At 64.4% G+C, this 21035-nt stretch carries 21 protein-coding genes and 1 tRNA gene; 10 read left to right on the plus strand and 12 right to left on the minus strand.

What is annotated here, in order from left to right:
- Positions 1-8: 8 nt before the first annotated feature.
- Complete coding sequence (gene greA / locus LV82_RS01795; protein ID WP_104068980.1) at positions 9-479, minus strand: transcription elongation factor GreA; 471 nt, start codon at positions 477-479, stop codon at positions 9-11.
- A gap of 247 nt (positions 480-726) precedes the next feature.
- Here greA and LV82_RS01800 point away from each other — a divergent pair, with 247 nt between their 5' ends.
- From LV82_RS01800 to LV82_RS01815, 4 genes are all read left to right on the plus strand, one after another.
- Complete coding sequence (locus LV82_RS01800; RefSeq protein WP_170063329.1) at positions 727-1626, plus strand: phosphatase PAP2 family protein; 900 nt, start codon at positions 727-729, stop codon at positions 1624-1626.
- Between the two features lie 209 nt (positions 1627-1835).
- Complete coding sequence (locus LV82_RS01805) at positions 1836-3485, plus strand: electron transfer flavoprotein-ubiquinone oxidoreductase (RefSeq protein WP_104068982.1); 1650 nt, start codon at positions 1836-1838, stop codon at positions 3483-3485.
- Positions 3486-3609: 124 nt separating this feature from the next.
- Positions 3610-5301: a tetratricopeptide repeat protein gene (locus LV82_RS01810; RefSeq protein ID WP_104068983.1), complete on the plus strand. Its 1692-nt coding sequence runs from the start codon at positions 3610-3612 to the stop codon at positions 5299-5301.
- Positions 5291-6166: a 4-(cytidine 5'-diphospho)-2-C-methyl-D-erythritol kinase gene (locus LV82_RS01815; protein WP_104069287.1), complete on the plus strand. Its 876-nt coding sequence runs from the start codon at positions 5291-5293 to the stop codon at positions 6164-6166. Before LV82_RS01810 ends, LV82_RS01815 begins: the two co-directional genes overlap by 11 nt.
- Here the strand turns inward: LV82_RS01815 and LV82_RS01820 are convergent.
- From LV82_RS01820 to LV82_RS01845, 6 genes are all read right to left on the minus strand, one after another.
- A complete protein-coding gene (locus LV82_RS01820; RefSeq protein ID WP_104068984.1) occupies positions 6153-6425 on the minus strand; it encodes an NfeD family protein in 273 nt (90 codons plus the stop codon). The two genes, LV82_RS01815 and LV82_RS01820, sit on opposite strands and share 14 nt — an antisense overlap.
- Positions 6425-7315 (minus strand): SPFH domain-containing protein, encoded by an 891-nt coding sequence (locus tag LV82_RS01825; protein ID WP_104068985.1) that lies wholly within the window; start codon positions 7313-7315, stop codon positions 6425-6427. Before LV82_RS01825 ends, LV82_RS01820 begins: the two co-directional genes overlap by 1 nt.
- 117 nt (positions 7316-7432) lie before the next feature.
- Positions 7433-7508, minus strand: a tRNA-Thr gene (locus tag LV82_RS01830).
- A gap of 130 nt (positions 7509-7638) precedes the next feature.
- The gene (locus LV82_RS01835; protein WP_104068986.1) at positions 7639-9111 is read right to left on the minus strand and encodes a heme biosynthesis protein HemY; all 1473 of its coding nucleotides are present in this window, start codon (positions 9109-9111) and stop codon (positions 7639-7641) included.
- An 11-nt stretch (positions 9112-9122) separates the two neighbouring features.
- Positions 9123-10481, minus strand: a complete 1359-nt coding sequence (locus LV82_RS01840) for a COG4223 family protein (protein ID WP_146065115.1) — start codon at positions 10479-10481, stop codon at positions 9123-9125.
- A 102-nt stretch (positions 10482-10583) separates the two neighbouring features.
- Positions 10584-11306 (minus strand): uroporphyrinogen-III synthase, encoded by a 723-nt coding sequence (locus tag LV82_RS01845; protein ID WP_245873033.1) that lies wholly within the window; start codon positions 11304-11306, stop codon positions 10584-10586.
- A 92-nt stretch (positions 11307-11398) separates the two neighbouring features.
- Here LV82_RS01845 and tsaD point away from each other — a divergent pair, with 92 nt between their 5' ends.
- From tsaD to LV82_RS01870, 5 genes are read left to right on the plus strand one after another with little or no spacing between them, the layout of a single operon-like run.
- Positions 11399-12523, plus strand: coding sequence for a tRNA (adenosine(37)-N6)-threonylcarbamoyltransferase complex transferase subunit TsaD (gene tsaD / locus LV82_RS01850; RefSeq protein WP_245873034.1), 1125 nt, complete (start codon positions 11399-11401; stop codon positions 12521-12523).
- Positions 12520-13485, plus strand: coding sequence for an NAD(P)H-dependent glycerol-3-phosphate dehydrogenase (locus tag LV82_RS01855; protein ID WP_104068990.1), 966 nt, complete (start codon positions 12520-12522; stop codon positions 13483-13485). The genes tsaD and LV82_RS01855 overlap by 4 nt, the downstream gene beginning before the upstream one ends.
- A gap of 1 nt (position 13486) precedes the next feature.
- Positions 13487-13759 carry a YciI family protein gene (locus LV82_RS01860; RefSeq protein ID WP_104068991.1) on the plus strand — a complete coding sequence of 91 codons (273 nt, stop codon included), beginning with the start codon at positions 13487-13489 and terminating at the stop codon, positions 13757-13759.
- Positions 13759-14211, plus strand: a complete 453-nt coding sequence (locus LV82_RS01865) for an EVE domain-containing protein (protein WP_104069288.1) — start codon at positions 13759-13761, stop codon at positions 14209-14211. The genes LV82_RS01860 and LV82_RS01865 overlap by 1 nt, the downstream gene beginning before the upstream one ends.
- 32 nt (positions 14212-14243) lie before the next feature.
- Entirely contained in the window at positions 14244-14663 is a 420-nt protein-coding gene (locus LV82_RS01870; RefSeq protein ID WP_342750168.1) for a DUF1761 domain-containing protein, read from the plus strand.
- A gap of 227 nt (positions 14664-14890) precedes the next feature.
- On the opposite strand, the gene LV82_RS01875 is transcribed toward LV82_RS01870, so the two are convergent.
- Positions 14891-15232 carry a DUF2853 family protein gene (locus LV82_RS01875; RefSeq protein ID WP_104068992.1) on the minus strand — a complete coding sequence of 114 codons (342 nt, stop codon included), beginning with the start codon at positions 15230-15232 and terminating at the stop codon, positions 14891-14893.
- 191 nt (positions 15233-15423) lie between these two features.
- Entirely contained in the window at positions 15424-16818 is a 1395-nt protein-coding gene (ahcY, locus tag LV82_RS01880) for an adenosylhomocysteinase (protein WP_104069290.1), read from the minus strand.
- Between the two features lie 131 nt (positions 16819-16949).
- Here ahcY and LV82_RS01885 point away from each other — a divergent pair, with 131 nt between their 5' ends.
- Positions 16950-17552 (plus strand): HD domain-containing protein, encoded by a 603-nt coding sequence (locus LV82_RS01885; RefSeq protein WP_104068993.1) that lies wholly within the window; start codon positions 16950-16952, stop codon positions 17550-17552.
- On the opposite strand, the gene LV82_RS01890 is transcribed toward LV82_RS01885, so the two are convergent.
- From LV82_RS01890 to LV82_RS01900, 3 genes are all read right to left on the minus strand, one after another.
- Positions 17549-19597 carry a glycosyltransferase family 2 protein gene (locus tag LV82_RS01890; protein WP_245873035.1) on the minus strand — a complete coding sequence of 683 codons (2049 nt, stop codon included), beginning with the start codon at positions 19595-19597 and terminating at the stop codon, positions 17549-17551. The two genes, LV82_RS01885 and LV82_RS01890, sit on opposite strands and share 4 nt — an antisense overlap.
- Positions 19598-19951: 354 nt before the next feature.
- Positions 19952-20263, minus strand: a complete 312-nt coding sequence (locus tag LV82_RS01895; protein WP_104068995.1) for an H-NS histone family protein — start codon at positions 20261-20263, stop codon at positions 19952-19954.
- Positions 20264-20414: 151 nt separating this feature from the next.
- Positions 20415-20966: an ActR/PrrA/RegA family redox response regulator transcription factor gene (locus LV82_RS01900; protein ID WP_104068996.1), complete on the minus strand. Its 552-nt coding sequence runs from the start codon at positions 20964-20966 to the stop codon at positions 20415-20417.
- Positions 20967-21035 lie beyond the last annotated feature (69 nt).

Below are 21035 nucleotides of genomic sequence, written 5' to 3' on the forward strand. Positions count from 1 at the left end.
GCACGGGGTCAGAGATACTCGACCTTCACGATCTCGTAGCTTTTCTCGCCTCCCGGCGTACGGACTTCGACGCTGTCGCCTTCGTCCTTGCCGATCAGGGCCCGCGCAAGCGGAGAGCGGATGTTCAGAAGGCCGCGTTCGATATCGGCTTCGGCCTCGCCCACGATCTGGTAGGTGCGCTCTTCCTCGGTGTCTTCGTCGATCAGCGTCACGGTGGCGCCGAACTTGATCGACCCCGAAAGCTTGGCCGGATCAATCACATCGGCGCGCGAAAGGATCGATTCAAGCTCCTTGATTCGGCCCTCGATGAAACTCTGACGTTCGCGCGCGGCGTGGTATTCCGCATTCTCCGACAGATCGCCATGTTCGCGCGCCTCGGCAATTGCCTTGATGACGGCGGGGCGATCGACCGTCTTGAGGGTCCTGAGCTCTTCGTCAAGCGCGGCATAGCCCGCGCGGGTCATCGGTATCTTTTCCATCTTGTCCTGCCAGATTGGCCCCAAAATTGCCGTCTTTTTACGTTCAGTTCGTGTAAATCCGGGTTGGGCGCAGAGGTCAATAGCCGGTCGGGCAGTCCGAGCCGGAGGGTCAGTCATGTGAGGGATCGGTCTGCCGGTCAGATGGGAACAGAGCTCTAAAAAAATGTCATTCAGAAAGTTCTTCGTCTTTGTTGTTGCGTATTGTGTCGTTGCTTCCGCATTGATCATGTGGCTCCGCAGCCCTAGCATGGAAACGCTTGCACTTGCTGCGGCCAAAACCGAGCAGTACGGGTCCATCATGTTGGCAAGTAGTATCCGACTTGCGCCCCTCGGCCTCATGTTCCTGATTTTTTTGCGTCGTGGCGACCTATCCTATCGGCTAACGAATGCTGCCTTTGCAATTGCCGGCGCCATTCTGTTCCAGACAGCCTTCTCGATGACGAAAACGCTTATCCCGTCAATTGTTCCCTTCTACGCGGATCCAATCTTGGCAAGCGTGGATGAATGGCTGCATGGTGGCGAGTCGGCTTGGCAGTTGGCGCATCGGTGGGCTGCCGGGATCGACATGACCAGGTTCGTACCGGTGTACCTGCACGTTTGGACCATTCCGGCCGTAGCTCTTCCCCTGACAATTGCACTGACTGACACGGACGAGCGACGCATTGGTCGGTTCTTGTCATTGTATGTGCTGTGCTGGATCGGCCTTGGCAATTTGCTTGCGTTGGCGGGATCCTCCGTTGGTCCGGTCTTTTATGATTCCGCCTATGGAACCGATCGTTTCGGCCATCTTGCCGCGGCACTAGAGGACACCGGCATGACATCCTCGCTCATCGGCATGACGCAATACTATCTGTGGGACAGCTATGTGACGGGGAATCTGGCGTTCGGGTCGGGCATTTCGGCATTTCCCAGTGTCCATGTGGGCGTAGCCACCGTGACGGCGCTGTATCTGTTCGAGCGCAACAAGGTTCTGGTTCTGCCGGGAATTCTTTTCCTGGCGGCTATCATGTTCCTGTCGGTATATTCAGGTTACCACTATGCGATCGACGGATATGTCTCGATAATCATGATCGTCGGCGCTTGGGCATATCTGGTGCGGGCGAGAGAGAACCGCCCCGAACAGGTTCGCCTTGTTGTCTCTGCCTGAAGACTGATCAGCCCGCTCTTTGCACGGAACTGGCTTACGCAGCGCGTTGGATCGGAATGACGAGACACATTTCCGCCATTCCGTTTCTCTCGGCGCGCGGCGTCATTGTTGCGCCGGTGGCGGGGCTCGGCTAACGATCTTGCGCAGGAACAAAGCGTGCGCCCCCGGCATCGCCGGGGCGGGCCGCAACCAACCGGGAAGGAAACCGAATGGCCGAGATCGAACGCGAATCGATGGAATACGACGTCGTGATCGTCGGCGCCGGGCCCGCTGGGCTGTCGGCCGCGATCCGTCTGAAGCAGCTGGACCCCGACCTGAGCGTTGTCGTTCTGGAAAAGGGCTCCGAGGTCGGGGCGCATATCCTGTCGGGCGCGGTTCTGGACACGGCCGGACTGGATGCGTTGATCCCCGACTGGAAGGAAAAGGGGGCCCCGATCACGGTCGAGGTCAAGGAAGACAATTTCTATATCCTTGGCGAGGCCGGCGCATTGCGTATCCCGAACTGGCCAATGCCGCCCCTGATGTCGAATCACGGCAAGTACATCGTCTCGATGGCGAATGTCTGCCGCTGGATGGCGGCGCAGGCCGAGGAGCTGGGCGTCGAGGTCTTCCCGGGCATGGCCTGTTCGCAGATCGTCTGGGGCGAGAACGGCGAAGTTCGCGGTGTCGTCGCGGGCGAAATGGGCCTGCAATCCGATGGCACGCCGGGGCCGCATTATGAACCGGGGATGGAGCTTCTGGGCAAGTATGTCTTCCTCGCCGAAGGCGTACGCGGCTCGTTGACCAAGGAAGTCATGGCGCGCTTCGATCTGTCGAAGGGCCATTGCCCCCAGAAGTTCGGCCTTGGAATGAAGGAAATCTGGGAGATCGACCCCGAGAAGCACCGCCCCGGCACGGTCACGCACACGATGGGCTGGCCGCTGGGCAAGAATGCGGGCGGGGGGTCGTTCATCTATCACCTGGACAACAACCAGGTCTATGTGGGCTTCGTGGTGCACCTGAACTACGAGAACCCGCACCTTTATCCCTACATGGAATTCCAGCGCTTCAAGCACCACCCGATGGTGGCCGAGCTTCTGAAGGGCGGCAAACGCGTGGCCTATGGCGCGCGCGCGATCAGCGAAGGCGGCTGGCAGTCGATCCCGAAGGTCGTGGCGCCCGGCGTGGCGATCCTGGGCTGTTCGGCGGGACTGGTGAACGTGCCGCGCATCAAGGGCAACCACAATGCGATGTGGTCGGGCATCCACGCCGCCGAGGCCGCCCATGCCGCGATCAAGGCGGGCCGCGCCAGCGACGAACTCAGCGATTACGAAACCGCGCTGCGGACCGGTCCGGTGGGACGCGATCTGAAAAAGGTGCGGAACGTCAAGCCGATGTGGTCGCGTTGGGGCATGGTCCCCTCGCTGGTCCTTGGGGGCCTGGACATGTGGACGAACCAGCTGTTCGGCCTGTCGCTCTTTGGCACATTGCGCCACGGCAAGTCGGATGCCGAATCCACTGGCAAGGCCAGGGACTTCCCCAAGATCACCTATCCCAAGCCCGACGGCGTCATCAGCTTCGACCGGCTGACCAACGTGGCCTTCAGCTTCACCAACCACGAGGAAAGCCAGCCCTGCCACCTGAAGCTGAAGGACCCCGAAATCCCGATCAAGGTCAACCTGCCCGAATACGACGAACCGGCGCAGCGCTATTGCCCCGCGGGTGTCTATGAAGTGGTCGAGAAGGACGGAAAGCCCACCTTCGTGATCAATTTCCAGAACTGCGTGCATTGCAAGACCTGCGACATCAAGGACCCCAGCCAGAACATCAACTGGACGACGCCTCAGGGCGGCGACGGTCCGAATTACCCCAACATGTAAAATGGGCTTCCTTGGGGGGCGGCCGATCGCCGCCCCTCATTGCGTCCGGAACGGGCAGGCACTAGGTTCGCACCGGGCAGCCACGAAGGAGCCATCCGTGACCAATCTGCGATCCTTGACGCTCATGGCCGCACTTGGCCTTGGCGGGGCCTTGACCGGAATCGGCCTTGCCGGTCAGGGTGCAGCACAGGGTCTGGCCGGCCCCTATCTGGCCGGGCAGATCGCCAGCCACGATTACGATTACACCGCGGCAGCCAGCTATTTCTCACGCGCGCTGATCGCGGACCCGACGAATCCGCAACTTCTGGAAAGCGCCGTGATCGCCATGATCGGCGCGGGTGATGTCGAACGCGCGCTTGTGCCCGCGCGGACCCTTGCCGATCTGGGCGTTCGCAGCCAGTTCGCCGATCTGGTCATCCTGGCCGATCTGGCACGCAAGGGTGATTTCGATGCGGCGCTGAAGGCGTTGGATGCGGGACGCAGCGCGGGTCCTGTCGTGGATGGACTTTACCGCGCCTGGTCCCTGGTGGGCGCAGGCCGCATGTCCGAGGCATCCGAGGCCTTCGACGCGGTCATCAACAGCGACGGCACGCGGGATTTCGGTCTGTATCACAAGGCGCTGGCGCTGGCGCTGGTCGGCGATTTCGAAGGCGCCGACGCGATCATGTCTGGCGACGCCGCCGGGCCACTTCGCGCAACGCGCCGCGGCGTGATCGCCCATGCTCAGATCCTGAGCCAGCTCGAACGCAACGCGGATGCGATCGACTTGCTTGACGCCGTCTTCGGGGCCGAGCCGGATGCCGAAATCGCCGCCCTGCGCGGCGATCTGGAAAGCGGTCAGACGCTGGCCTTCACGGTGATCGAAAGCGCCTCGGACGGCATTGCCGAGGTCTTTCTGACATTCGCGGGCGCGCTGGCCGGGGAATCGACGAACCATGTGACGCTGTCTTATGCACGCATGGCCGAATTCATCGCGCCGGACTATGCGGATGCCACGCTGCTATGCGCCGAAATTCTCGAGCGTCAGGGCCGCCATGACCTGGCGATTGCAAGCTACAAGCGCATCCCGCCCGATTCGCCCGCCTATATTGCCGCGCAGCTGGGTCTTGCACAGGCGCTGATCGACAGCGGCCAGACGGATGAGGCGATCTCGCTTCTGGCCGATCTTGCCCAAGCCAATCCGGATCGGGCCGATATCTGGGTGTCCCTTGGCGACATTTACCGCCGCGAAGAACGCTATGGCGAAGCCGCCGAGGCCTATGACCGGGCCATTGCGACATTCAAGGCCGACGCACCGGGCCAGTGGGCCGTCTATTACGCACGCGGGATCGCGCATGAACGCCTGAAGCAATGGGAAAAGGCCGAGGCGGACTTTCGCAAGGCGCTCGAGCTGAACCCGGATCAACCCTCGGTTTTGAACTATCTGGGCTATTCGTATCTCGAACGGAAAGAGAATTACGAGGAAGCGCTGCAGATGATCCAGAAGGCCGTCGAGCAGCGGCCCGACAATGGCGCGATCGTCGATTCACTTGGCTGGGCCCTGTTCCGTCTTGGGCGCTATGACGAAGCCGTCGAGCAGATGGAACGCGCGGTCGAGCTGATGCCCGTCGATCCTGTCGTCAATGACCACCTTGGCGATGTGTACTGGGCGGTCGGGCGCAAGCGCGAGGCCGAGTTCCAGTGGAAGCGCGCCCTGTCCTTTGGCCCCGAGACCGAGGAAGAGGCCGCGCGCATCCGGCGGAAGCTGGAAGTGGGGCTGGACGCGGTCCTGGCCGAAGAGGGCAGCGAGCCCCTGCATTCGAATGATGCCGATTGAAACACTTGCCCCGGCCAAGGTGAATCTTGCGCTGCACGTGACGGGGCGACGCGCGGATGGCTACCACCTGCTGGACAGCGTCGTGGTGTTCGCGGGAATCGGGGATCGCGTGCGGGCAAGACCGGCGGATGGTCTGAGGCTGAGAATCGACGGCCCCGAAGGCGCCGCGCTTCAACCCGACGCATCCAACCTTGTGCTTCGCGCGGCGCGGCTCATGGATCCGGCAGGGCGCGCCGATCTGGAATTGCACAAGCGGCTTCCCGTTGCTTCGGGGATCGGCGGCGGTTCGGCGGATGCCGCCGCGACATTGCGCGTGCTCGGCGCGTTGTGGAATCGTCCGCTGCCGCCCGTCGATGTGATCCTGAAACTTGGCGCCGATATTCCCGTCTGCCTTGCGGGTCAGCCCGCCCGGATGCGCGGCATCGGCGAGGACATCCTGCCCCTGCCCCCGCTGCCCGAAAACGCCGCGCTGGTGCTGGTCAATCCGCGTGTACCGGTCGCGACCCCCGCCGTGTTCGGGGGCCTCGCGCGGCGGGACAACGCGCCGCTTGACCCCTTGCCAGGCAGGTTTCCCGATGTCCGAAGCCTGGCCATATGGCTGGGCGCACAGCGCAATGACCTGCAGGACGCCGCCTGCGCCCTGTGTCCGGCCATCACGCAGGTATTGGCCGCATTGCAAAGCACTGACTGCCTGCTGGCCAGAATGTCGGGTTCGGGCGCGACCTGCTTTGGCCTTTACGAAACGCAGGCGCATGCACAGGCCGCTGCCGTTTCGTTGCGGCGCTCTGCCCCCGAATGGTGGATCCAGGCCGCGCCCGTTCTACGCGAACAGCCACCGGTCGAGCGCGACCTCAACCATCGTTGATGTCGCGCTCCCAGATCTTGACCTGCCCGGGCCGCACGCCGACATAGCGGCGCAGCAGCCACCACGCGGCCAGAGAGGCAAGCGCAAATACCACAAGCAGGACCGACAGCGATCCGCCCAGGATATCCAGCCACAACAGCACACCCGTCAGTGCGGCGCCGATCGCGAATCCCAGCAGGATGAAGCCCGGGATCAGCACCTCGAGGATTGCCAGCACGACACCCGCGATCATCCAGATCCACCATTCCTGCCACAGCATCAGCCGCGCCCCTTGAACATGCGGAAGGCGTCGCCAAAGGCCTCGAGCGCATTGGCGGGCACAACGATGGTCTGCTTGCCCTCGCCCTGTCCGACGGCGGTCAAGGCCTCGACCTGCTTCAAGGCCACCTGGTACTGCGCGGCCTCGACACCGTGTTCACGAATCGCCTTGGCCACGATCTCGGTGGCATAGGCTTCCGCCTCGGCCTGGATGCGGCGTGCCTTGGCCTCCTGCTCGGCGGCATAAAGTTCGGCATCGGCCGCGAGCTCGACCGCGCGGCGCTTGCCCTCGGCCTCGGTCACAAGCGCGCGACGCGCCCGCTCGGCATTCAGCTGCTGCAACATGGCCGCGCGGGTGGCCTCATCCAGGTTGACGTCAAGAATCTCGGCCCGCGTCACCTCGATGCCCCAGTCATCGACCATGGCCGCGACCTGTTCACGCACCTTGGCGATCAGCTCGGCGCGATTCGATTGGACCTGATCCAGCTCCATCTTGCCGATCTCGCTGCGAACGATGCCCGCGACCGTGGTCGCGATGGCCCCATCGACATCGCGGATACGGTAGACCGTCTTTTCCGGTTCGATGATGCGGTAGAAAACGCTGGTTTCGACCTTGACCAGAACGTTGTCGGCCGTGATCGCATCCTGCATCGCATTGGGCAATTGCCGCTCGAGGATCGAGATCTTGTGCGCGACTCGATCAAGGAAGGGCACGATGAAATTGATGCCCGGCCCCAGGACGGCGCGCAGCCGGCCGAATCGTTCGACCACATGCTTTTCGGACTGGGGCACGATCCTGACGCCCAGAACGATACAGATGATGATGAAGACGGCGAGTCCGATCAGAACGCCGTTACCGCCGATGATTTCGCTGATGAGGTTGCCCTGCATATGCCCTGATCCCGATGTTTCCAAGGCGACTATGCAGACAAATCGGCCGATCGAAAAGCCATCAGGCGCATGTCAGCGCCGCGGCCACAACTTCCGTTTCGTCGATGTTCGAAGAAATGGTGCCGGTGAAGGGACTCGAACCCCCGACCCACGCATTACGAATGCGTTGCTCTACCAGCTGAGCTACACCGGCACTGTCCAGACCCGAGGTTTTCACCCCGCCCCGCGGCCCGAGATCGGACCTGGGGAAACCGCCCGCCACCGAAGTGGCCTTCGCAGCCTGGTGGCGGGCTATTAGCATCATCCGTCGGCGGTGTGTAGTCCTAATTTTCGGGTTTCTGGCCAAGATCTTCGCCAAGGACCAGAACATCCTCGGCCGGGTCGGTCCGGGTGCCGTCCTGCTTGTCCGATTCGCCGCCCGGATTGCCCACGATCAATGGCAGCATCGCCGTTTCGTTCGGGATGGTGACAGGCTCGCCCGGCGGTTCGCGCCGGCTCAGCGTATCGAACCCGCCGCAATTGCTGCAAACCGGTGCCCATTCCGCATGGACGGTATTGCACTTGTCGCAGACCCATTGCGGCCCGCGGCTGGCGGTCAGGGCGCGCGTCAGCCAGCCGCGCACCAATGCCTCGTCCTCGCCCAGTCCGCGCGCGATGGCGGCCATCAGGGTCAGGCTGCGCGCGGTGGGGTGGGTTTCGGCCAGATCGCCCAGCGCGCGACGGGCGGCGGGAAAGTCCTCGGCCGCGATCAGAAGCTCGGCACGCAAGAGGCGGGACTCCTCGTGATCGGGCGCGGCAGAGAGCAGCTTCTCGAACCGCTTCAGACGCGCGTCAGGCGTTTCGTCAGGGACGATTCGGGCATAGGCCGCGGCCAGGTCGGGATGCGGCTGGGCAGCCCATGCCTTGCGCAGGATGCGTTCGGCATATTTCGGCTTGCCCTGCTGCAGATAGGCCTCGGCGGCCATGACGGCTGCCGGCACCAGGTCGGGCGAGCGGCGATTCGCCTCGATCGCCGCTTCGCGCGCCTCGATCGGCGCATCTTCCGAAAAGACCTCTTTCGCCTCTTGCAGGGCAAGGACCGCGTCGCGCCGGTTATAGACATCACGCGGCAACTGGCCATGGCGCAGCTTTTCGCCCAGGACCTTTCGCGCCCCCTTCCAGTCGCCCTTCTGGGTCTGAAGGCGCAGCAGCGTGTCCTGCACCTCTTCCTGGCGCGGGTTCATCGAGAACGCCTTTTCCGCCAGCTTCAGCGCGGCATCGGTATCGCCCTCGGCCAGTTTCTGGCGCAAGAGCCCCCGCACGCCGACAAAGCGCGTGCGGTCATTGGACAACAGCCTCTTGTAGGCCTCGGCCGCCTGCCGGGGATCGTGGGCCACCTCGGCGGCCTGCGCGACGACCAGATCGGTCAGTTCCGGCTTTTGCAGATACTTTTCGGCCTTGCGGGCATGGGACAATGCCGCCCGCCCATCGCCCGAGGCAATGGCAACCAGCGCATCCGACAGGGCGCGGAACCCCTTGCGCTCGCGATTGCGGTCGAAATAGCGCGAGATCGCCGTTTCGTCGCCGTTCAGAAACCGGATGACCGCGCTGACCAGACCGGCCAGCTTGAGCAGCAGCCACATGGCCAGCAAGAGCACCAGAACCAGGATCACCGCCTGAACCGGACCAAGCACGAACTCGACCGTGCCAACCGAGATGCGCAGCCCCGCACCCGTATCGGCCAGCCACGTCGCACCCAACGTCACCCCGCTGACAAGGGCAATGAAGATCAGGATCTTGATAAAGGACCAGATCATGATGCCCTCCTTCAGTACTGGGCCGCGATTGCGGCAATGGCGGATTGGGCCTCAAGACGGCGCTGCGCAAGACCCACCCATTCGGACATGGCCTCTTGCCCAGCCTTCGGCAGGGTGGCGATCTCGTCCAGCGCGGTTTGCAGGTCGCCGGCGCGAAGCGCGGCTTCGGCGCGCGACAGGATTGCATCGGGGTCGTCCCCCTCGCGTGGGGCAAGCGAGCGTGCCCCGGTCTGGGCCCGCGCGAAAGCCTTCAGCCGCGCCCAGATGTCCCCATCGGCCGTTTCACGCAACGATGCGGCAAGCGCGGCCCGGGCCGCGGGGGCAAAGGATTCGCGCAGGGCTGTCAGCGTGGGCACGCCCTGGGCCTGATCGCTCAGCGCGGGCGGGATCTCGACACCCGCGCGCGCAAGGTCATCCAGCGCCGGCTGCAAGGGATGCCCGGCTTCAAGCGCGGCCTGCAGACGCGCCAGCCCGGCGCGGATCGTCGCGCGCCGCGCCTGTTCTTCGGCCTCGGCCCGCTGCCGCGCGGCCTCTTCCTCGACCGCGCGCATCCGTGCCTCGGCATCGGCGGCAATCGCCGAAAGACGCTCCTCGGCGGCGCGGATCTCGGCCTCTCTCGATTGCATCTCGGCGCGCAGCGCTTCGATCTCGCGCCCGAACGCCTCCAGCGCGGATTGCGATGCCGCTCCGCCAGAGGTCGGGCGTTTCTCGACCGCGCTCAGTCGCGTGTCGATCTCACCCAGTGTCTTCGCAAGCTCTTCGACCCGCGTCTCAAGACCGCCGACGCGGTCGGATATAGCCGCTACCTGCGCCGTCAGGTCCCGCGAAAGGGTATCGACCCGATCTGCCACCTGTTGGGCCGACGGGGCGGCGCGCAGGACTTCGACGGTGCCCCCAAGTTCCTCGATCCGGGCCGTGGCCTGGTCAAGCCGCGACTGAAGGGCCGTCACCGTGTCGCTGCTGCTCCATTCGGGCATCCAGCGGGGCAGGGCATAGACGGCCAGGCCGAAGCCCAGCCCGGCCGCAACCACACCGCCGAAGACCGGACCCCAGAACCCGCTGCGCCTTGGCGCGGGCTGTTCTTCGGGTGCGGGTGCGGGCGCGGCGGCCGGGGCGGTCTCGTCTTCGGAGGCCTGGTCCTGCGCATGCATGGGCCGCTCGCCGGTTTCGGGGCCAGTTCCGGGGAATGCCTCGGCGGCCGTTTCCGCGTCTGCATCCTGCTGCGGCCGGTCGTACGTGGCGTCCGGCTGGCCGGTATTCGGGTCCTGGGCCTCACCCAGCACCAAAGGGGTCTTGGGAGTCGCCTCGTCGGGCTTCCGGGTTGCCTCGTTACCGTCGGCGCCGGTCGTGGTGTCTTTCCTGTCCGCCACGCGGTCGGTCCTTTCACAATCCTTGCAATATCGAAGCGCGCCCAAGGGCACGCGCCCGGCTTGCACCGGTCGGCATGACTGTAGTCGTCTGGTCGGCCCGGCTCAAGCGGCGTTACCCGCGCCGATCAGTCGCGCCATTGCCCGCATCATTCCATCCGCGTCAGGCGAATCGGCCAGTGCCCATTGGCAGACGGGCAGATCCGCACCCGCCTGGCGGGCGGCCTCGCTGATGGCGACAGCATGGATCGGCGCGCGGGCCTGAGCGAATTCCCGCACCGCCAACCGGGCCGAGCGCGGCGAAAAGAGCGGCAGAAGAACCGGATCGGGTCCGCCGACAAGGTCCAGCGCTTCTTGCGTCGCGGGCAGCGGCCGCTGGTTATAGACGATTGCCGGAAGGACCGGGATCCCCAAGGGGGCAAGGGCCTGTTCCAGATCGCGCGCCACATGGCGCCCGCGCGGATAGAGCAGCGGCCCCCTCACCCCGACGTCCTGCAGAATACGCACAAGGCCCGCGGCATCCCCCGGCGCCCCGGCCTGAACGTCGAAGCCGCTGGCCCGCGCGGCCGCGGCGGTGCGCGGGCCAACGCACCATGCGGGCAATCCCGCCGGAAGCCTCGATCCGCTCAGGGCCGCGACGGCATGCTGGGACGTGAACAGGACCCCGCCGACATCGCCCGGAACGGTCGCCGGCAGATGGACGATCTCGATCAGCGGAGAGATGACCACCGGCCAGTCCCGCCCGAACGTCTCGCGGAAGTCGCGCGCGAAACGCACGGACTGGGGCCGCGGCCGGGTCAGAAGCAGCGTCGGTCGGAACGTGCCCACATGCCCCCCCGGGATTGTGCCATACGTCTTGCGGTGTTACCTGCCAAGGCAGAACCAGGCAACAGCACAGGCCACTTTCGTTCGGCCAACACATGACAAACCCGCGAACCATGCCCGATCCCGCCGCCGATACGATCACGGTCCTTGGCCTTGAAAGCAGCTGTGACGACACGGCGGCCGCTGTCGTGCGGCTCGGCCCCGACGGGCCACGAATCCTGTCCTCGGTCGTCCAGGGCCAGACCGCGCTGCATGCCGAATTCGGCGGGGTCGTGCCCGAGATCGCCGCACGCGCCCATGTCGAACGGATCGACCTGTGCGTCGAGCAGGCGCTCGCCAGCGCGGGAACGGATCTGTCCGGCATCGATGCGATTGCCGTGACCGCGGGTCCGGGACTGATCGGGGGCGTTCTGGCCGGCGTGATGTGCGCAAAGGGAATCGCCGCAGGAGCCGGCCTGCCATTGATCGGCGTCAATCACCTTGCGGGTCATGCCCTGACCCCGCGGCTGACCGACGGGCTGGAATTCCCCTATCTGATGCTGCTCGTCTCGGGCGGGCATTGCCAGTTCCTGATCGTCCATTCGCCCACCCGGTTCGAACGTCTGGGCGGGACGATCGACGACGCGCCCGGCGAGGCTTTCGACAAGACCGCCAAGCTTCTTGGCCTGCCCCAGCCCGGCGGCCCCTCGGTCGAAGCCGAAGCCCGAGGCGGCGATCCGGCGCGCTTTGCCTTTCCCCGGCCGCTTCTGGACCGGCCCGGCTGTGACATGTCCTTTTCGGGGCTGAAGACCGCCCTTCTGCGCGCGCGCGACCAGGCGGTCGCCGAACAGGGCGGCCTGACCCGGCATGACAGGGCCGATCTGTGCGCCAGCTTCCAGGCCGCCGTGGCGGACGTGCTGGTCGAAAAATCCCGCCGCGCGACCGAAACCTACCTGCAGGCCCGCCCCGACGATCCGGTTCTGGCCGTGGCGGGTGGCGTTGCCGCCAACGCGACCATCCGGAATGCGCTTGAGGACTTGTGCAAGGCGCGCGGGCTGCGTTTCGTCGCGCCCCCACTGAACCTGTGTACGGACAATGCCGCGATGATCGCCTGGGCAGGGATCGAACGCTACCGGCTTGGGCTGGTCGATGGGCTGGACCTGTCGGCCCGGCCGCGCTGGCCTCTGGATGAGCATGCGCCGGCGCTTCTGGGTTCGGGAAAGAAGGGGGCCAAGGCATGAAGCTGTCGGTTCTGGGCGCGGGCGCCTTCGGCACGGCCCTCGCCATCGCGTTGGCGGGCGACGGCCGCGGGGTCGTCCTGTGGACACGCGATGCCGCCCATGCCCGGGAAATGCGCTCCCTGCGCAGAAACGACCGGCGCCTGCCGGGGGCCGAGATACCCGTTAGCGTGGAAATCACCGCCGATATGGCGGTTGCCGCCATGTGCGAGGCCGTCCTGATCGCCGTCCCGATGCAGCAGATGGCGGGCCTTCTGGCCGCGCATGCCGCCCTTCTGGACGGTCGCGCCCTGATCGGCTGCGCCAAGGGGATCGACCTGCGAACGGGGCGCGGATCGACCGCGATCATTTCGGCGGCCTGCCCGGCGGCGACCGCCGCGGTCCTCACGGGCCCGAGCTTTGCCGCCGATATCGCGCGCGGACTTCCGACCGCGCTGACGCTGGCCTGTGCCGATGATGCGGGTGCCAGAACCCTGCAGGCCGCCCTGTCGACCCAAAGCCTGCGAATCTACCGGACGACCGACACGATCGGGGCCGAACTGGGCGGCGCGCTTAAGAACGTCGTCGCGATCGCGGCCGGGGTCGTGATCGGCGCGGGACTGGGGGAAAGCGCCCGCGCCGCGCTGATGACACGCGGCTTTGCCGAGATGAACCGTCTGGCACGGGCACTTGGCGCGCGTGCCGAAACGCTTGCCGGCCTGTCCGGTCTGGGTGATCTGGTCCTGACCTGCACATCGACCCAGTCGCGGAACTTCCGGTACGGAATCGCCCTGGGCTCGGGGACGGATTTCGACCGTTCCACGACGGTCGAGGGTTCCGCCACGGCGCGCGCGGTTCTGCCGCTTGCCCGATCCCATCGCATCGAGATGCCGGTCGCCGAGATGGTGGCCGCACTGGTCGAACGGCGCATCACCGTCCAACAGGCAGCCGATATGCTGCTCTCGCGCCCCCTGAAGGAGGAATGAAATGCCGCTTTTTGCCGTCATCTGCCGTGACAAGCCGGGCCACCTGCAGACCCGGCTGGATACCCGCGCCGACCACCTGGCCCATATCGAACGTTCCGGGATCGTCCGCATGGCCGGACCGCTGATCGAAGACGGCCAGATGTGCGGATCGCTGGTGATCCTCGATACCGACAGCCTCGCCTCGGCCCGCGCATGGGCCGAGGCCGATCCCTATGCCCATGCGGGATTGTTCGAAAGCGTTCAGGTCACGGAATGGAAGAAGGTGATGGGCTGATGGCATACTGGTTGTTCAAGTCCGAACCCGATGTCTGGAGCTGGGAACAGCAGGTCGCCCGCGGCGATGCGGGCGAGGAATGGAACGGCGTGCGCAACTACCAGGCGCGCAACAACATGCGCGCAATGAAGGTGGGCGATCTGGGCTTCTTCTATCATTCGAACAAGGGCAAGGAGATCGTCGGAATCGTCGAGGTCTGCGCGCCGGCCCATCCCGACAGCACGACCGACGATCCGCGCTGGGAATGCGTGGACATCCGCGCCGTCCGGCCCCTGCCCCGGCCGGTCAGCCTTGACGAGATCAAGGCCGACCCGCGTCTGTCCGAGATGGTTCTGGTCAAGAACTCGCGCCTTTCCGTGCAACCCGTGACCGCGGAGGAATGGAAGATCATCTGCGAACTGGGCGGGCTGACGTCGGCGCCCGAAGGCCGTGACGGGGCGATGGACGGCTGACGCCTGACACGTCATCATGACCGCAGGCCGTCATGACCGAAGGGGAGGATGCCATGGCCTTGCTGACCGTCATCATCGCCGCTGCGGCTTGCTGGTTTCTGGGGGCGATCTACTACATGGCACTGGCCAGACAATGGGTCAGGGCCTCGGGCATTCCGGTTGGTCCGGATGGGCGTCCGAAGGGCAGCATACGCCCCGCGCCCTTCATCCTGTCTGCATTGTGCCTGATCGTGGTCGCCGGAATGATGCGGCATGTCCTGGCCATGTCCGGCATCACGACCCTTGGTTCGGGATTTGTATCCGGCGCAGGCATCGGACTGTTCTTCATTGCGCCCTGGATCGCGATCAACAACGCCTATGCCTTGCGCCCGACGCTGTTGACGTTGATCGACGGCGGATATGCGGTCGCGGGCTGCGCGCTCATGGGTGCTGTGATCGGAGCGATGCTATGAACCGATCGTCCGACATTGGACCACGGCGTCCGAGCAACGAAAAGGGCTCCGGCCAGGCCGGCCGGAACCCCGTCATTCCCATGCGCACTCACCCGGCGCAGGCTGTTCGAACCCGTTTGGCAACAGCAGCCCCGTCAAGATCGTGATATCCGCCGCGCCAAGGGCGCCACGTCATATACACACGGGATCCTGTTCGGGTTCGAGACATACGGCACCTGCCGCCGATGTCACTTGTAAACGGATTCGCGCCCGAAATGCTTGGTCAGCATGTAATAAATCACGGCGCGGTACTTGTTGCGTTCGGACCGTCCGTATTTCTCGATCACGGCGTTGATCGCATCCATCAATTGCGGTCCGTCACTCAGGCCCAGCTTCTTGATCAGGAAGTTCTTCTTGACGCGCTCCAGCTCCTCGGGGTCAGACGACGCGACCGTTTCGGCATCGGCATTGTAGATCGACGGGCCACAGCCAATCGTCACCTTGGTCAGCAGATCCATATCCGGCTCGACGCCGCATTTGTTGCGCAGATCTTCGGCATATTTCTGGATCTTTTCCTGACGCTTGCTCATGGGCGATTCCTCCTCTGTCCCGTCAATCATTCACGACGCACCGCCTTAACCGCGGGCACGGCTGCAGCTTAGGCCAAGCCGGCGCATGGTCAAAAGGGAAATCTGAACCCGATTTCCCCTTTTGTGCAGACGAGCAAACAAAAGCCCCCGCCCGCACGGGCGGGGCCTGTCAAGCCACCCGGTTGATCCGGTCAGTAGCGATAATGTTCGGGCTTGAAGGGGCCTTCGGGGGAAACCCCGATATACTCGGCCTGGTCGGGGCGCAGCCTGGTCAGCTTGGCGCCGACCTTGGCCAGGTGCAGGCGCGCGACCTTTTCATCCAGATGCTTGGGCAGGATATAGACGCCCGGCGCGTATTGATCGCCCTTGGTCCACAGCTCGATCTGGGCCAGAACCTGGTTGGTGAAGCTGGCAGACATCACGAAGCTGGGATGCCCCGTCGCATTCCCGAGGTTCAGCAGGCGTCCTTCGGACAAGAGGATGATCCGGTTGCCCGAGGGCATCTCGATCATGTCCACCTGGTCCTTGATGCGCGTCCACTTGTGATTGCGCAGCGCCGAGACCTGAATTTCATTGTCGAAATGGCCGATATTGCCGACGATGGCCATGTCCTTCATCTCGCGCATGTGCTCGATCCGGATCACGTCCTTGTTGCCGGTCGCCGTGATGAAGATATCGGCATCGCGCACGACGTCCTCGAGCGTGACCACCTCGAACCCGTCCATCGCCGCCTGCAGCGCGCAGATCGGATCGACCTCGGTCACCTTGACGCGCGCGCCTGCGCCGGCCAGCGATGCGGCCGAGCCCTTGCCCACATCCCCATAGCCGCACACGACCGCGACCTTGCCCGCGATCATCGTGTCGGTCGCGCGGCGGATGCCGTCCACCAGGCTTTCCTTGCAGCCATAGCGGTTGTCGAATTTCGACTTGGTCACACTGTCGTTGACGTTGATCGCGGGGAACGGCAGCAATCCCTGCTTGTGCAGATCATACAGACGGTGCACGCCGGTCGTCGTTTCCTCGGACACACCGCGGATCGCGTCGCGCTGGGCGGTGAACCAGCCCGGGCTTTCGGCCAGACGCTTGCGGATCTGGTTGAACAGGGCGACCTCTTCCTCGCTGGTCGGCGTGGCGATCAGGTCGGTCTCGCCATTTTCGACCCGCGCGCCCAGCAGGATGTAGAGCGTCGCGTCCCCGCCATCGTCGAGGATCATGTTCGCGGTTCCCTCGGGGAACTGGAAGATCCGGTCGGTATAGGACCAGTATTCTTCCAGCGTTTCGCCCTTGATGGCGAAGACCGGGACCCCGGTCGCCGCGATCGCCGCCGCCGCATGGTCCTGGGTCGAGAAGATGTTGCACGACGCCCAGCGCACCTCGGCGCCCAGCGCCGTCAGGGTCTCGATCAGGACGGCAGTCTGAACCGTCATGTGCAGGCTGCCCGCGATCCGCGCCCCCTTCAGCGGCTTGGATTGGCCGAATTCCTCGCGCAGGGCCATCAGCCCCGGCATTTCGGTTTCCGCGATGGTCAATTCCTTGCGGCCGAAATCGGCCAGAGAGATGTCCTTGACGATGTAATCCTGCGGCATGTGGCCGGTCTCCTGCATATATCCCGTGTTGAAGGCGGGATAACACCTGTGCCCGTTCTGGGCAATCGGGCCGGGTTTCGCTGAAGCGGGGATCGGGGTAAAGGCTGATCCGGGCACAGAGAGGAAATGCAATGCCAGCAAAACCACCACGCGCTTGGCAAAGGATGCTGTCGGGACGCAGGCTGGACCTGCTGGACCCGACGCCGGTCGATATCGAGATCGAGGACATCGCCCATGGCCTTGCCTTTGTGGCGCGCTGGAACGGGCAGACGGTGGGCGACTGGCCGTATTCGGTGGCGGAACATTCCCTTCTGGTCGAGGACCTGTTCGGACGGATCATGCCGCGGGCCGATGCGCGCTGGCGCTTGGCGGCGCTGCTGCACGACGCGCCCGAATACGTGATCGGCGACATGATCAGCCCGGTGAAGGCTGCCGTCGGCCCCGATTACGGCGGGCTGGAGCGGCGGCTGGCCGCGGCCATCCACATTCGCTTTGGTCTGCCGACAGAACTGCCGGTCACGGTGAAACGCAAGATCAAGGCGGCGGACCGTATCTCGGCCTGGGCCGAGGCGACCCAGATCGCCGGATTTTCGCGGGCCGAGGCCGACCGCTTCTTTGGCGCGCCGGACCCCGCCATCGTTCAGGACCTGACGATCCGTCCACGCGCCCCCGCCGAAGTCCGCGAGGCGTTCCTTGCCCGTCATGCCGAGCTTCTGGCCGCCTGCGCGGGCTAGTGCTGTGCCTCGCCCGAATGCTTGACGGTAAAGAAGAAGTCGGGCGGCAGGTCCGGCGCCAGCGCGATCTCGTCGGGGATGACATGCGGCCCGGCATTGAACACGGCCGAACCGAAATGTCTTTGCCGACGGCACAGGTTCCGCATCCGTTGGCTGCATAGCTGGTCGTAGAAGGCGCGATAGTTTTCCTGTGCCAGCAGCTCGCTTATCTTTGCGCGATGGCAGGCGACGGAATATTCGTGCGCGGCGCGGATTTCGGGATCGGCCATCAGCCGGTCGTATTCGGCGCGCAGCCGGGGCAGCATCCGCAGGATCGAGCGATCCTCCTCGGCATTGTGGTTCATGCGGAACCAGTAATTCAGACCCTGGTCGCGATCGACATGGTTGACCCGCCCCCGGTCACGCTTGACCAGGAAGCTTTCGACCGAACGCACGGCATAGTGATTCAGCTGCACCCAGTCATAGCCGAACGTATCGATCGTCGATCGCCAGCCGTTCCGGAACATCTCGCGCGGCATCGGGCGGCCGGACCCGTTCAGCCAGCGCACCTGATCCCACAGGTCCGGGCGCAGTCCCTTGGGCCGGTGAACCCCCATCTTCTTGTAAATGTCGATGTTGCGAAACAGCGTCTTGAACCCCCACGCCTGGTGCGGTTTGCGCACGATTTCCGGCGCGCAGCGGGTGAATTGCTCGATCACGAAACGATCCTGATAGGCGACGATGTCGGCATTTCCGAACAGCCGCCATGTCATGCTGATCATGTTGGCATCGCCCATGGCCCGGTACAGCGCCGACAAGGTTCCATCGCCGAGCCGCACGTTGATGAACTCGTCCACGTCCATGCAGATGGCCCAGTCGCAATCGCGGATGACCGGTTCCGATTCGGCTGCCTGCAGCGCGGCGTGCTGAGGTTTCAGCGCGCCTCCGGGGCGCCACGGATTGATCCGATGCTGAACGATCCCCTTGCGCTGCAGCAGATCCAGCATCAGGTCCGTGCCGTCGCTGCAATCGTTGGTGTAGATCAGGAAATCGTCCACGCCGATGGCGCGATGGTAGGCGATCCATTCCAGGATGAAGGGGCCTTCGTTCTTCATGGTGGTGACGATCGCGGTGCGCTGCGCGGCCTGCGCCGCGCGCGGCGCGGGACGGGGGGCGTTCACCGGCGCGCGGACCGGCTTGTGGTCGAATATCTCGGTCGCCATGCGCACCAGGCCTTCGTCCTCGATCAGCGAGGTCTTCGGCACCAGCCGCGCCGTGGGCCAGCCGGGTACGCGCAATGCCATCGCGCGAAAGAATGGCAGGAAATCCCCCGGGGTCGGGCTGGCATGCGCGACCCGGACCAATCGCCAGATCCGCTCCAACCCGGCCTTCTGTGGCGCAACGCCCCAACGCGCAAATCCCCTTCGCTGGTCGAACTGGCGGCAGATATGATCGGCCATTCGCGCGTCCTGCCCTGCCCGCACACGCCAGGGATAGACACGCCGTCCAACCAGGCCGATCACGCCCTGGGGCGCATCAAGCGCCCTTTGAAAAGCCCCTGACGCGTCGGGCGCCAGATAATCGCTGACATCCAGGGCCAGGACGGCGCGCGCCTGCGAGAGGAACCGCCACTTCGCGATCTCGTAAACAAGAGGTTCGCCCAGCGGCGCGCGCCAGGGGTCGGGTTCGGGTGGCGTCATGCGGTCCTTGCCGGGCGCGTCGGGCGCCAGGAATGGATGCGACTCCGGCCCCATGCCCGGCTTGCCCAGTGGCAGGGGCGACTCCAGCACGATCACGCGCAGCGGCATATCCCCCAGCGCCCGGGACAGCGCCGCGGCAAGACCGTCATCCGGGGCGCGATTCAATATGACCGCGCCCTGGGCCCCGTGATGGTAATGATGATAGGACAGCCATTCCGCGATCTGAGCCGGAGTTTCGGCAATACGCTGGCCCAGCAGGCAATTCAGACCGGCAAGAAACGCGGGTTCGGCACGGCCCGGCTCCAGCGGGATTTCCTCGCCGGATGACAGGGGAAGCGCAAAGCCTGCCTCCAACACAGCCACCATTGCGCCCGCCACCGGATGAATCCCGACAATGCCGGGCCCGGCCGGATCAATCGCATCTGCAGCTGTACCCGCCCCCAGGAACACGCGGGTTCGACCATCAAGCGACGTCACACAGTCCAGAAGACGCGCGACGTCAAGGCGGCCAAGATCGCGGCCCGCCATTCGGCGTGCGATGACGCTTGAAGCCGGCTGGTCGTTTTCGGTTCGGGTCGTCAAGCGCTGCGCCCTGCCACATCGGTTCCCTGACATCAGGCGCTAGCACGGAAGCGTCACAGCGTCAAAGAAGCGCAGCCGGAACGGCATGAGCCATATTCCGAGCCCCGCACCCGAAACGGCACAGGGGCCGGGATGGCGTCAGATCTCCAGATCGTCCAACGTCTTGCCCTGCGCCAGAGCCTCTTCGACCCAGCGCGGCCGACGGCCACGCCCTGTCCAGGTGCGGCTGGGATCGTTCGGGTCGCGGTATTTCGGCTTCACCTTGCGCCGCTTTTTCCCGATGAGGTCCGCCACCTCTTCCAGCTTCATGCCCAGCTCACGCGCCTTTTCTTCAAGAATGGCCAAAGCCTCGCGCTTCTTGCGCTCCTCGAAAGTGCTGATGTGGTGTTCGACGTTCTTTTTCAGCTTGCGCAGCTCATCCAGCGAAAACTTGCTCAGATCGATTTCCATGGACCCATGACCTTTCGTATATTCATGGACGAAAAATAACACGTTTCAAAAGAATTGAAACAGGAATTGCAGCAACGTATTCGACAGGAAATATTTCACGCGACAATTGAATATATCGCGATCAATCAACCAGGTTATTCAGCCGCGGCAATCATCTGGGGCTGCGCTTTGCCAGAATGCGCTGCAATGTTCGCCGGTGCATGTTCAATCGGCGCGCGGTTTCCGAGATATTCCGATTGCACTGTTCGTATACCCTCTGGATATGCTCCCAGCGAACCCGGTCGGCGGACATGGGATTTTCCGGGGGCGGCGGCAGGATTTCGCCGCGCGACAGCAATGCCTTGGCAATCTCGTCCGCATCGGCGGGCTTGGCCAAGTAATCTACGGCGCCCAGCTTTACCGCCGCGACAGCCGTCGCAATTGCCCCATACCCCGTCAGAACGACGATCCGGCAATCGGCGCGCCTTTCGCGCAGGGCCTCGACCACGTCCAGACCGCTGCCATCGCCCAGACGCAAATCGACCACGGCAAATGCGGGGGGGGCCATTTCCGCCTTTGCCTTGCCCTCGGCGACACTCATCGCGGTCTGCGGCTCGAAGCCGCGCTTTTCCATCGCACGCGCAAGGCGGTTTACGAATGGCGCGTCGTCGTCAACCAGAAGCAGTGTCCGGTCCCTTTCGGCGCCCAGTTCGTCGTCTGTCATCTGGAATCCCCAATTTTTAACCGTTCTAAATTCTAGGGTCGCGAAGGTCAATTTCAAGCCTTGCAGCCT

It is taken from the genome of Albidovulum inexpectatum, from assembly GCF_002927635.1.
GTDB lineage: Bacteria > Pseudomonadota > Alphaproteobacteria > Rhodobacterales > Rhodobacteraceae > Albidovulum > Albidovulum inexpectatum.